Origin of the sequence: Streptomyces sp. NPDC058274 (genome assembly GCF_042881375.1) — a bacterium.
Classification (GTDB): Bacteria; Actinomycetota; Actinomycetes; order Streptomycetales; family Streptomycetaceae; genus Streptomyces.
Genome location: NZ_JBHVXW010000006.1, coordinates 86,370 through 99,162 on the forward strand (window position 1 = coordinate 86,370; position 12,793 = coordinate 99,162).

5 protein-coding genes and 1 pseudogene are annotated in these 12,793 nt (G+C 67.7%); 5 read left to right on the top strand and 1 reads right to left on the bottom strand.

The genetic code is table 11. The annotated features are described in order from the left end of the window. Positions 1 to 12: 12 nt before the first annotated feature. On the top strand, positions 13 to 2,925 hold the full coding sequence (locus tag ACFVYF_RS14640; protein ID WP_389455562.1) for a LamG-like jellyroll fold domain-containing protein: 2,913 nt from the start codon (positions 13 to 15) through the stop codon (positions 2,923 to 2,925). Positions 2,926 to 3,002: 77 nt separating this feature from the next. Next, a complete protein-coding gene (locus ACFVYF_RS14645) occupies positions 3,003 to 9,869 on the top strand; it encodes a polymorphic toxin-type HINT domain-containing protein (RefSeq protein WP_389455563.1) in 6,867 nt (2,288 codons plus the stop codon). Between the two features lie 462 nt (positions 9,870 to 10,331). On the opposite strand, the pseudogene ACFVYF_RS14650 reads toward ACFVYF_RS14645, so the two are convergent. Further along, positions 10,332 to 10,656: pseudogene (locus tag ACFVYF_RS14650) on the bottom strand (tyrosine-type recombinase/integrase); the annotation flags it as partial. A 110-nt stretch (positions 10,657 to 10,766) separates the two neighbouring features. Here ACFVYF_RS14650 and ACFVYF_RS14655 point away from each other — a divergent pair. From ACFVYF_RS14655 to ACFVYF_RS14665, 3 genes are all read left to right on the top strand, one after another. Further along, the gene (locus ACFVYF_RS14655; RefSeq protein ID WP_389455564.1) at positions 10,767 to 10,991 is read left to right on the top strand and encodes a hypothetical protein; all 225 of its coding nucleotides are present in this window, start codon (positions 10,767 to 10,769) and stop codon (positions 10,989 to 10,991) included. A gap of 662 nt (positions 10,992 to 11,653) precedes the next feature. Further along, complete coding sequence (locus ACFVYF_RS14660; RefSeq protein WP_389455565.1) at positions 11,654 to 12,616, top strand: serine hydrolase; 963 nt, start codon at positions 11,654 to 11,656, stop codon at positions 12,614 to 12,616. Between the two features lie 15 nt (positions 12,617 to 12,631). Beyond that, complete coding sequence (locus ACFVYF_RS14665; RefSeq protein WP_389455566.1) at positions 12,632 to 12,754, top strand: hypothetical protein; 123 nt, start codon at positions 12,632 to 12,634, stop codon at positions 12,752 to 12,754. Positions 12,755 to 12,793 lie beyond the last annotated feature (39 nt).

Consider the following 12,793-nt stretch of genomic DNA (forward strand, 5'->3'; position numbering starts at 1 on the left):
GGGGCACGGGGAATGACTATCCCTTGGCGCCGGCGGCATCGTGCTGTCCGGACACTTGGCGTACTGCTCGGCACCGCCGTCGTACTCGGCGTGACACCAGCCGTCGCCACCGCGACCGACACCGCGGAAACCGGTGGGCAGACCACGCCCGGATCCGCATCCGCATCCGCATCCGCCTCGGCCGAGGCGACCGCCTTCGCCCGGGCCGCCGCCTCGGGCGAGCGAGTGGAGATTCTTCAGCAACGCACCGAGGACGAACTGGTCTTCGCCAACCCGGACGGCAGCCTCACCAGCGAGACCAGCGCCCAGCCCCAGCGGGTGCAGCGTGCCGACGGCAGCTGGCAGCCGGCCGACGCCACCCTCGAACGCCGCCCTGACGGCACCGTCGGCCCCAAGGCCGCCGTCGTCGATGTGGCCTTCGCCGCCGGTGGTTCGTCGGATCTGGTCACCCTGGGCGAGGACGGCAAGTCGTTCACGCTGCGCTGGCCCGCCCCGCTGCCCGAGCCGGTCCTGGACGGCGACACCGCCGCGTACCGCGAGGTGCTGCCCGGTGTGGACCTGCTGACCAGCGCCTCGGTCACGGGCTACTCGTACGTCCTGAAGGTCAAGACCCCGGAGGCGGCCCGCAACCCCGAACTCGCCGAACTGCGCCTGCCCGTACGGTCCGACGGCCTGGAATTGGGCACCGGCCCGGCCGGCGGACTCCAGGCGGTGGATGCCTCCGGGGAGCGGGTCTTCGGCGGCCAGGCTCCCAAGATGTGGGACTCCTCCACGGGGACCGCGGCGCCCGATGCGCCGGCCGACTCCGTCCCCGCCTCCGGCGACACCGCGGCCGACGACACGCCCGCCTCCGGCGCCAAGGTCGCCGACATGGGCCTGACGGTCTCCTCGTCGACGGTCACCATCGAGCCGGACCACGCCCTCCTCACCGCTTCCGACACCGACTTCCCGGTCTACATCGATCCGGACGCCGGCATGTCCAAGAGCGAGTGGCTGTACGTGTCCAGCGCCCACCCCAGCACCGAGTTCCACAAGTTCAAGGACGACGAGGGCATCGGCCGCTGCTCGTACAAGAGCATCGGTGGCACGTACTACGCGTGCAGCACCTCGCCGTACACCAACCGGATGTACTTCCAGTTCTCCACCGGTGGCTGGAAGAACCGCACCATCTCCAAGGCGGTCTTCGAGGCCTACGAGACCTTCTCCTTCTCCTGCACGAAGAGCACCGTCAATCTGCACATGGTCGCCGAGGGCGGTGTCGACTCGGCCACCAACTGGAACAACAAGCCCAAGGACGGCGACCTGATGGTCGACCGCACGGTGGCCTACGGGCGCGGTGACAGCTGTAGTCCCGACGCTCCCGCGAGCTGGGTCGACTTCCAGGACAACGCGGACGAGAGCAACGAGAACCTGACCTCCAGCGTCCGTAAGAAGATCGCCGCCGAGGACCCGATCGCCTTCTCGCTGCGCGCCGCCGACGAGGACGACGCCAACTCCTGGAAGCGCTTCCGCGGCGACAACGCCAAGCTCGTCCTCACGTACAACACCACCCCGGGCAAGCCGTACAACGAGCGGCTGAGCAACCCGGAGGAGAAGACCTGCACCGCCGACAACACCAAGCGTCCGTGGATCCGCGACGCGACCCCGACCATGGCGGTCAGCGGCACCGACGCCGACTCGTACACCGACGGCACCGGCCAGAACCTCACCGCCACCTTCCGGGTGTGGGACCAGCTCGACGGTCAGCCCATGGTCTACGAGGGCAAGGACGGGCCGCAGAACGAGGGCGTGTTCGAGGAGAACATCCCGGTCAAGGAGCTCAAGCACGGCAAGGGCTACCGCTGGCACGCCCAGACCTATGACGGGTCCACCGGCAAGCTCAAGGACTCCGGGTACTCCGACTGGTCCGACTGGTGTGAGTTCGTGGTGGACGTCGAGAAGCCGGACACCAAGCCGCACGTCGAACCGGTGGCCGCGGAGTCCGACCTGCCGGTCAACAGCAAGCGGCACTTCACCTTCTCCGCGAACGGCAACTCCGACTCGGTCTTCAAGAACGACATCGAGTACTACGAGTGGGACCTCGGCTCCGACACTCCCGGCCGCAAGGCCACCCCGGCGGCCCTGGGCGGCGACGCGACCATCGAGGTGGCCCCGAGCACCTTCGGCCCCAACGTGCTCTACGTGCGCAGTGTGGACCGGGCCGGCAACCGAGGACCGCTGGAGAAGTACATCTTCACCACCGACCGTGCCTGCGCCGACGCCCTCGCCGACACCTGTGCCGCGGCCGTCTACGGGCTCGACCAGACCTCCGGCACCACCGCGCCCGACTCCTCCGGCAACGGCCGCGTCCTGACGGTCAAGGGCGCCGACTGGGTGAGCGGCCATCAGTCGGCCACCGACCCCGCCGACAAGGCACTGCGTTTCAACGGCACGAGCGACTACGCCACCGCGGCCCCGGCCGTCCACACGGGCCAGGCGTTCAGCGTCTCCGCCTGGGTCCGCCCCACCTCACTGGCCAAGAACATCTCGGTGGTCAGCCAGGCCGGCTCCCAGGGCAACGGCCTCAACCTCTACTACTCCACGGCCTACAAGCGCTGGATCTTCGGCCGCCATGTCTCCGACACGGCAGGCGTCGACCTCGTACGCGCCATGGCCGCAAGTGAGAAGCCCGCCACCGTCAACAAGTGGACCCACCTCGCCGGGACCTACGACCCGGTGGCCCGGAAGTTCACCCTCTACGTCGACGGCGAGGAGCAGGGCAGCGCCGCCGTCACCGACGTCTGGAACGCAACCAAGAGCCTCAGCATCGGCCGTGCCCTGTACGACGGCGAATGGAACGACTACTTCGCTGGTGACATCGACGATGTGCGCCTCGTGCCCGGGCTCCTCAACGGCACCGAGATCCACCGGCTCGCCAACAGCTGACTCCACCGGCTCGCCAACAGCTGACTCCGGCGTTCCTGACCAGGGCGCCTTCCACATCACACGGGAGGGGAGCGCGCGTGCGCGCACCGAGAAGACATCACGCCCGCAACTGGGCGAAAGCCGTTGCCACGACGGTGACGGCGACCCTGACACTGACCCTGCTCCAGGGCACCCCCGCACTCGGCGCCGACGACGACGCCCGGGAGCAGCGGCGCCCCAAGACCCAGGACGTCGCCTCCACCCCGGTGGTGGAGGCGGACGGCCAGACCACCCCACTCAAGCACCTGTCCGGATACGGCAAGTCGGCGAGCCCCAAGGCTGCTTGGCCCAAGGCGGGCAGCGCCACCGTCGCCCTGGCCGGCGCGGGGACGCCCGGTGTTGCCGCGGCCGCGAAGAAGAAGGCCGGCTCGCTGCCGGTCCGTATCGGTCGGCCCAAGGCGTCCGCCAAGGCCGTCCGGGAAGCCGTGCCGACCCGCGCCAAGGTCGAGGTGCTCGGACACTCCAGCGCGCAGAAGGCCAAGATCGACGGCCTGCTCCTCAAGGTGACCCGCTCCGACGGCCGCGACGCCCTCACCCAGGGCAAGGTCTCCGTCGAGGTCGCATACGGCTCCTTCGCCCAGGCCTACGGCGGTGACTGGGCCCAGCGGCTGCGGCTGGTCGCGCTGCCCGCCTGCGCGCTGACCACGCCCAAGGCCGCCAAGTGCCAGACCGTCACCCCGCTGGACACCGACAACGACGTACGAGCCCGGAAGCTCACCGCCGACGTGGCCGCACTGCCCGCCGGCAAGGCCCCGCTGCTCGCGGTCTCCGCCGCGCCCTCCGGCGGCTCGGGTTCCTACGCGGCGACCTCGCTCTCGCCGTCCGCCTCCTGGCAGGTGGCCGGCCAGACCGGCAGCTTCACCTGGCAGTACCCGCTGCGCGTGCCGCCCGCCGTGGCCGGGCCCTCCCCGCAGCTCGGCCTCGGATACAACTCCGGTTCCACGGACGGCCGTACGGCCTCCAGCAACAACCAGACCTCCTGGATCGGTGAGGGCTTCGACCTCAGCGCCGGCTACATCGAGCGCGCGTACCGCTCCTGCACCGAGGACGGTCACGACGAGGCCGGGGCGCAGAAGTACGACCAGTGCTGGCACTCCGACAACGCCACCATGAACTTCGGTGGCCGCGCCGGTGAGCTGGTCAAGAAATCCGCCAACGAGTTCCGGCTCAAGCAGGACGACGGCACCCGCATCGAGCGGAGGACCGGAGGCTTCAACGGCGACGACAACGGCGAGTACTGGCTGGTCACGACGGTCGACGGCACCCGCTACTACTTCGGCAAGGGCAAGCGCGAGTCGGCCGACACCGAATTCACCGGCGCCTCCTGGGAGGTCCCGGTCTTCGGTGACGACAAGGACGAGCCCTGCCACGCCGACACCTTCAAGGACTCCCGCTGCCAGCAGTCCTGGCGCTGGAACCTCGACTACGTCGTGGACGTGCACGGCAACTCGATGACGTACTACTACGGCACCGAGACGAACAAGTACGACACCGTGCGCGGTGACAAGGTCGTCGGCTACGACCGGGGCGGCTATCTCAAGCGGATCGAGTACGGCGAGCAGGAGGGCAAGGAGAACACCACCGCCGCGCCCGCACAGGTCGTCTTCACCACCGCTGAGCGCTGCACCGGCGCCGCGGCCGACTGCGAGCCCGGCGACCTGAAGGAGTCCACCGCAACCCGCTGGCCGGACGTGCCCTTCGAGCAGATCTGCACCAGCGACACCGAGTGCAAGGACCAGTGGGCGCCGACCTTCTTCACCCGCAAGCGGCTGGCGAAGGTCTCCACGCAGGTGCTCCAGTCCGACGGCAAGACGTACAACGACGTGGACGTCTGGGAACTCGCTCACAAGTACCAGAGCGCGAACACCACCGCCTCGCCCGCCCTCTGGCTGGAGTCGATCACCCACTCCGGCAAGGACGGCGCGAACAAGCTGCCCAAGCTCACGTTCTTCGAGCGGCAGGACGCCAACCGCGTCGACACGGGCGCCGACGACCGGCTCCCGATGTACAAGTGGCGCATCCGGGCCATCCAGTCCGAGACCGGCGGCACCATCTCGGTGAACTACAAGCCCACCGAGTGCACGCCCTCGACCCTCCCCACCCCCGAGACCAACACCAAGCGCTGCATGCCCTCCTTCTGGTCGAAGGAAGGCACGATCGGGGAGAAGGAGGACTGGTTCCACAAGTTCGTCGTCGACTCGGTGGTCGAGGACGAGGTCACCGTCACCGGCCCCAACAAGACGACGTCGTACGACTACAGCGGTGCCGCCTGGCACTTCGACGACAGCGAGCTCGTCAAGACCAAGAAGAAGACCTGGAGCCAGTGGCGCGGCTACCGCACCGTCACCACGAAGGTCGGTGACTCCGCCAGTAAGCAGCTGCGCACCGAGACCACCTACCTCCAGGGCATGGACGGAGACCGGGAGAACGACTCCGGCGGCACCAAGCCGGTGACGGTCACCGCCACCGACGGCACCAAGGTCCGTGACGACGACCGCCACCAGGGCTTCCAGCTGGAGCAGCGCACCTTCAACGGCACCGCCGAGGTCAGCGGCACCGTCAGCACCCCCTGGAAGTCGGCCGCCACGGCGTCGGAGGGCAGCGACGACGCGACCTTCGCCGCGGTCAAGTCGACGAAGACCCGCACCGCCCTGGACGACGGCAAGTTCCGCCGCGCCTCCATCGAGCACTTCTACGACTCCTACGGCATGCTGGAGCGCTCCTCCGACTCCGGTGACCTCGCCGACCCGGACGACGACACCTGCACCACCAACACGTACAACCGCAACCTCGCCGCGAATCTCCTGACCCTGCTCAAGCGGGTCGCGGTCGTCCCCGTCAACTGCGATGACGGCGCGCCCACTTCGTACAAGGGCGAGGCGATCTCGGACGTCCGCACCTGGTACGACGACCCGGACACGTACGGGACCACGCCGACCAAGGGCGATGTCGTCAGGAGCGAGAAGGTCAAGGGGTACGCCACCGACGGCACGCCCCAGTACGTGACGACCTCCACCGCCAAGTACGACACCCACGGCCGCGTGACGGAGTCCGCCGACCAGCAGAGCGTCGCGACCAAGACCACGTACATACCCACCACCGGCGGCCCGGTCACCGGCATGAAGGTGGTCGACCCCGCCGGCAACAGCACCACGTCGACCGTCGACCGCCGCTGGGGCCTGGTCACCGCCACGGTCGACGCCAACAACCAGCGCACCGACCTGGAGTACGACGCCCTCGGCCGCCTGCTCAAGGTCTGGCTCCCGGGGCGTGCCAAGGCCACGGACACCCCGAGCCTCGAATACGCCTACCTGGTCCGCAACAACGGCCCGGTGGTCACCACCACCAAGTCCCTGCTCCCCAACGGCTCGGTGGCCACCAGCCACCAGCTCAGCGACGGCCTGCTGCGTTCCCGTCAGACCCAGACCCCGGCGGCGAACACGGGCCGGGTCATCTCGACCACCGAGTACGACAGCCGTGGGCTGGCGACCAAGCAGATCGGTCCGTTCTACAACTCGGCCGCCGTGAGCACGACCTTCGTGAACGTCGCCGACGCCTCCGAAGGCACGCCGCGCGAGACGGAGACGGCGTACGACGCGGCGGGCCGTCCGACGGACGAGATCTTCCGGGTGGCGGGCACCGAGAAGTGGCGCACCAAGACGGCCTATCACGGTGACCACACCACCGTGGATCCGCCGACCGGTGAGACCCCGACCGCCGCGTACACGGACGCCCAGGGCCAGACCACCAAACTCCTCGAGTTCAAAGCGTCTTCGCCCACCGGCGACGCGGACACCACCGCGTACACCTACGACAAGGCGGGCCGCCTGTCCGAGGTGAAGGACGAGGCCGGGAACGTCTGGTCGTACGAGTACGACGTGCGCGGCCGGCAGCTCAAGGCGGTCGACCCGGACGCGGGTACGACGGACATGACGTACAACGATCTCGACCAGCTCAAGACGGTCAAGAACGACCGTGACATCACGCTCACCTACAGCTACGACAAGCTCGGCCGTCAGCGGTCCCTCTACAACGGCGACACCAAGCTGACGACTTGGGAGTACGACGGCGCAACTGTCCCCAACGGCAAGGGGCGGCTGGCCTCGGCGACCAAGTGGGTCGGAAACAACGGGTACACGTCGGCGGTCGACGCTTACGACGCCGGGGGCCGTCCGACGAAGAGCTCGGTGACGATCCCCGCCTCCGAGGGGAAGCTGGCCGGCACCTACTCCACCACGGCTTCCTACAAGCCGGACGGGTCGGTCGACGACGTAGGCCTCCCCGCGGCCGGTGACCTCCCCGCGGAAACCGTCACTACGGGCTACACCGCCACCGGTCTGCCGTCCTTCACCCTGGGCGGCACCACCGACTACGCCCGCGAGACCCGCTACTCGAACTATGGCGAGGTCCTCCAGCTCACCCTCGGCACGGCCAGCGCCGACAAGTACACCTGGCTCACCAACACCTATGAGGAGGGCACGCGGCGCCTGGAACGCGCCCGCACCGACCGCGAGATCGTCTCGACCCCCGACTCGGACATCACCTACGGGTACGACGACTCCGGCAACATCCAGAAGATCGCGGACGCGCCCGAGGGCAAGACCGCGGACGTCCAGTGCTTCACGTACGACTATCTGCGTCGGCTGACCTCGGCCTGGACCCAGACTGCCACCGCCTGCGCGGCGAGCGCCGGCGAGGCCACGGTCGGCGGCCCGGCACCGTACTGGCACTCCTATGAGTACGACGCGGCGGGCAACCGCACCAGCGAGGTCCGCCACGCGACGGGCACCACGGGTACGGCGGCCATCACCCAGACGACCACCTACACCCCCAACGGCACGGGCCACGCGCCCTCCCACGCGCTGAAGTCCGCCGAGGCGCGGACGGTCACCTCCGCCAAGGACGTCACAGCAGCCCAGGCCTTCGAGTACGACGAGACGGGGAACACCACTCGGCGTACCAAAGCGGCGACCGATCTGTCCCCGGCGGTCGACCAGAAGCTGACCTGGGACGACGAGGGCCTCCTGGCCGCGGTCACTCCTTATGCGTCCGGTGTGCTGGACGAGGCCAACCAGACGTCCTTCGTCTACGGCGCCGACGGAAGCCGGCTCCTGCGCAAGGAGAAGGGAGCGGTCACCCTCTATCTCGGGGCCCAGGAAATCCGCCTGGACACCGGCAAGAGCACTCTTACCGGTACCCGTTACTACTCCCACGGCGGTCAGCAGATCGCCGTACGGACGGCAGCGGGGGTGACCTGGCTGATCGGCGGTCAGAACGGCACCGCCGAAATCGCCGTCAAGGCCGCCGATTCGGCGCTGGTCCAACGCCGCACGCTTCCCTTCGGTGAGGTACGCGGCACCAAGCCGGCCGCGGGTGCCTGGCCGGGTGACAAGTCCTTCGTCGGCGGAACGGCCGACGCGACGACCGGCCTGATCCATCTCGGCGCGCGGGAGTACGACCCGGCCACCGGGCGCTTCGTGTCCGTCGACCCGCAACTGAACCTCGACGATCCGCAGCACCTCAACGCGTACGCGTACGGCCGGAACAACCCGCTGGTCTTCCCGGACCCGACGGGTCTGTACTGGGGCGAGTCCTGGATCAGCCCGATCGGCCACGGCGCCCTCGATGTCGCGGGACTGGTGCCCGGCTTCGGTGAGCCCGCCGACCTGATCAACGGCCTCTGGTACACGGCCGAGGGCAACTACGTCGACGCCGGCCTCTCCTACGCCTCGGCGATCCCGCTCGTGGGCTATGCCGCGAGCGCGGCCAAGGGTGCCAAGTACGTCAACAAGGCCGTCGACGCCGCAGACGCGGCGACGGACGCGGTCAAGGCGGCCGACAAGGTCAAGGACGCCACCAAGAACGTCGACAACGTGACGCCGCCGTCCACACCCAAGCCGAAGCCGAAGCCCGAGCCGGCCCCTCCGGCCAAGGCGAAGAAGGCTCCCGAGGCCAAGAAGGGCGACTCCGGCGGAAAGAAGAACGACGGAGCGGAGAAGAAGTCCGACAACGGGGGCGGCAAGGACTCCGATGGCCCCGCCCAGGGCTGCTCGGTGGACAACAGCTTCACACCCGGCACCGAGGTGCTGATGGCCGACGGCTCCACCAAGCCCATCGAGAAGATCGACCTCGGCGACAAGGTCCGGGCCACGGACCCCGAGACGGGCGAGACCAGCGTCCAGACCATCACCGCCGAGATCAAGGGCAACGGCGTCAAGCATCTGGTCGAGATCACCGTCGACACCGACGGTGCCAAGGGCCCGGTGAAGGACACGATCACCGCCACCGACGGGCACCCCTTCTGGGTCCCCGAACTCGGCGAATGGGTCGACGCCACCGACCTCAAGAGCGGCCAGTGGCTGGAGACCAGCAGCGGCACGCTCGTCCAGATCACCGCGGTCAAACGCTGGACCAGCCAGCGGGCTACCGTCCACAACCTCACTGTCAGTAACGTCCACACGTATTATGTGGTGGCGGGGGCTACGCCGGTACTCGTTCACAACTGCGGTGTAGACCCCCAGAGTGCTCCTGGAGGGAAGAACGGCGCTGCCGTTAGCATCAAGCAGGTGAAGATGGCACTCGGCAGGGCTGACATGAGTGTTGCCCAGTACGACATCGTGCACGTGCCAGAGATCCGCACCGCTGGAGATGGCCTGCCTGCTTACGGAAATAGTCCGCACGACGGTAATGGAAGGCCGAATCTGGGCCCGCGAGGACGTCCGGTGATCCAGATCTCCAACATGGGACTGGCGGATATGGATACGGCTGTGGCCACGATCTTCCACGAGATCCACCACCACCGGATGTACGCCACTTGGCCAGGCTCTATGGGTGGAACAGAGTCCGCTGCGGAGACATTCGGGCAAGCTATGCTCGGCGTTTTCAGGCGAAGGACGGGTTCATGATGCAGGTAACGCGCTTCACGCCCTCGGAAATCGAGGCTCTCGGGAGAGAGCGGAATTTCCTCCGAGACCAGTCAGAGTGGCTTTGCCCTTCGTGCGGAGAGGTCTCGGTTCGCACCTACCTCAGAAATACACAACACGCGAATCGTCCCGCTGTGATCAGCTACACGTGGTGTGCTGCTTGCCGCAAGATGTCTGGCTCAACCGGTCCTCTGCCACCCGGTCTGATCATCTCGGATCCGTGGCGGGAGTTGGACCCGGCAGCGTGGGATCAGTTCGACACGAGCCTGCCCAGGCTCTTCGCTAGGCTCGACCGGCTATGGGAGGACGGCGTGCTGCCACAAAGCGTCGCCTGGACGCGGAAGTAGAGCGCCGATCACGCCGTAACACGAGCAAACAGAAGCCCCGCCAAGTGACTCCTGGCGGGGCTTCTGCGTGGTGTGACGGCAGTAGTTGACGGCAACGTCAACGGACGGGAGCAGGGCCGGGTGGCGGTTCATCGCTGACGATCCTGGCTGCCTCGGCACCGGTCGGGCCGTCTAGGGTGGTGCCGAGGGTGTCGATGGCGTCACGCTGGAGGCGGAGTCGGACGTGGGCGTAGACGGTAGCGGTGACGCCGATGTGGGCATGGCCGAGGAGTTCCTTGATTACGACGAGTTCGACGCCTCGTTCCCAGGAGAAGGGTGGCGGTGGAGTGTCGAAGGTCGTGGAAGCGGATGTGGCGGAGTCCGGCCTGGCGGAGCAAGGCCTGGAAGGTGCGGGTGAGGTTGGTCTGCTTGATGGGCTGGCCAGTGCCGCCTGGCCGCCTGGCCGAAGACATCGAATTTCCTGAGCACGTAACGCGGAGCCGAATGCGGTCCGAGAATTGCGATCGGTGTGGGCGATCGGGGACCCTTCTTCGTGAATTTCTCGCTGCGGAACTTTTCGAAATGTCTGATCCTCTTCGAAGGTGAGGTCGCTCGCTCTGCGGACGAAGTTGATCCAGAATTTCTGGAGGAACTTACCGGCCTGTTGGTCACGCTGATCGCAGAAGTCGATCCGCCGACCTTGGAGGATGACCCCGGGTTTTGGCGTTCTATTCTCTTTGACGTGGCTATCGGCGACTATGCGAGCTCCGAGGCGTGACGCTCTCATTCGTAGCCACGAATGGTGATGAGTCAGTGGTCAATGGTGAAGGGAAAACAGGCTGACCTGAGCCTGGTGGGCTGAATTATCGAGGGCGAGGTCGTAGCGGCTTTCTGCGGGGGCGTCATCGTGGACGCGGGGCTGTCGCGGGTGGGGCTCATCGACGTTCCTGCATCGACGATGACGACAACTACCGGGTAGGAGAACGGGTTTCCTGTTTCCTGGACTGGCTTCGGCGAGAGGAAGGGTAAGTTCATCCTGAGACCGCCGGCGCAGGAGCCTCTCGCTGATTGGCTGCGAAAGGACGGGGAGCGGTAGGGCTTCCCCTCCTGATCCGGCGGGTCGACGGGTTGCTGACTGGTCAACGCCCGACCTGCGCTTGGTCGAGATACCGGAGTGGCCCCGGGAGTCGTTTCCCGACGGAGTCAGGCAGGGTGACGCCCGCTGTCGCCGACCCCCCACCCCCACCCCCACCCCGACGCCCCCGTCCCCCACCCCCATGTCGCCGACCTCACACCCCCACCCCCCAGTCCCCGCAAGGCTGTTGCAGACCTCACACGTTTGTGTGACCTCTCGTACAACCATTCGCACCATCCTGTGAGTCAAGGATGCGAGCGTGCCGGGGGCGCGCTCGTATCGCTTCAAGGGGATGGGAAGCCTTCATGACTCACCGGATATCCCGGCGTGCCCGTGTGCTCGCGGCCGGGCTCGGCGCCGGCCTCGTCGTGCCGCTCGTCGCGGCCGCGGCGCCGGCATCGGCCACCGGCGCGACGCCGGCCTCGGCCACCGCGGCGGCCACCGCCGCGGCGCAGGTCAGCTGCACGTCGGACAAGGCGGGCCTCGCCGCCAAGCTGCAGCGGGACATCACCGCGGCGCTCGCCAACCGCTCGGGCACCATCGCCGTCGGGCTGCACGACCGTACGACCAACACCACCTGCACCCTGCGGAGCAGCACGGCCTTCGACTCCGCCAGTGTCGTCAAGGTGACCGTCCTCGCCACGCTGCTGTGGGACGCCAAGAAGCACAACCGGCTGCTCACCCAGCGGGAGAGCGACCTCGCCACCGCCATGATCACCAAGTCGGACAACGACGCGACGAGCACGCTGTGGCGGCAGCTCGGGGTCACGAAGGTGAAGGGCTTCCTGACGGCCGCCGGGATGACCCAGACCAAGCCCGGCGCCGACGGCTACTGGGGTCTCACCCAGATCACCGTCCGCGACGAGCAGAAGCTGCTCGGCCTCGTCACCGCCAAGAACTCCGTGCTGAGCGACAACTCCCGCGCGTACATCCTGAAGCTGATGAACAAGGTCATCTCCTCGCAGCGCTGGGGTACGCCCGCCGGGGCGCCGTCCGCCGTCTCCGTGCACGTCAAGAACGGCTGGCTGTCGCGCTCCACGCACGGCTGGCGCGTGCACAGCGTCGGTACGTTCAACGGCGGCGGCCACGACTACACCATCTCCGTGCTCACCCACGGCAACAGCACCATGAACTACGGGGTGACCACCATCCAGGGCGTGGCGAAGGCCATCCACAAGGACCTGGTGCCGGTCACCGCCAGTGCGCAGCGGTACACGCCGACGGCCACCCCGCAGGAGGCGTTCGTGTCGGTCCCCGCCGGGGGCTGACGCGACGCCCGTCTCGTGAACTGTCCTTCACTGAGCGCCCAGCTCAAGCTCAAGCAGGCGCAGCTCAAGCTCAAGCAGGCGCAGCTCAACCCTGCGCTACGGCCGCCCCGCGAGGGCGCGATTGTTGCGGAGGGATGAAATCCGCTCCGCCGGACGTTGGTGCAATCCGGCGGAGTG

Excerpts from the sequence above, each read along its gene's own strand:
- ACFVYF_RS14640 (WP_389455562.1), top strand. The coding sequence starts at position 13 with ATGACTATCCCTTGGCGCCGGCGGCATCGTGCTGTCCGGACACTTGGC.
- ACFVYF_RS14660 (WP_389455565.1), top strand. The coding sequence starts at position 11,654 with ATGACTCACCGGATATCCCGGCGTGCCCGTGTGCTCGCGGCCGGGCTC.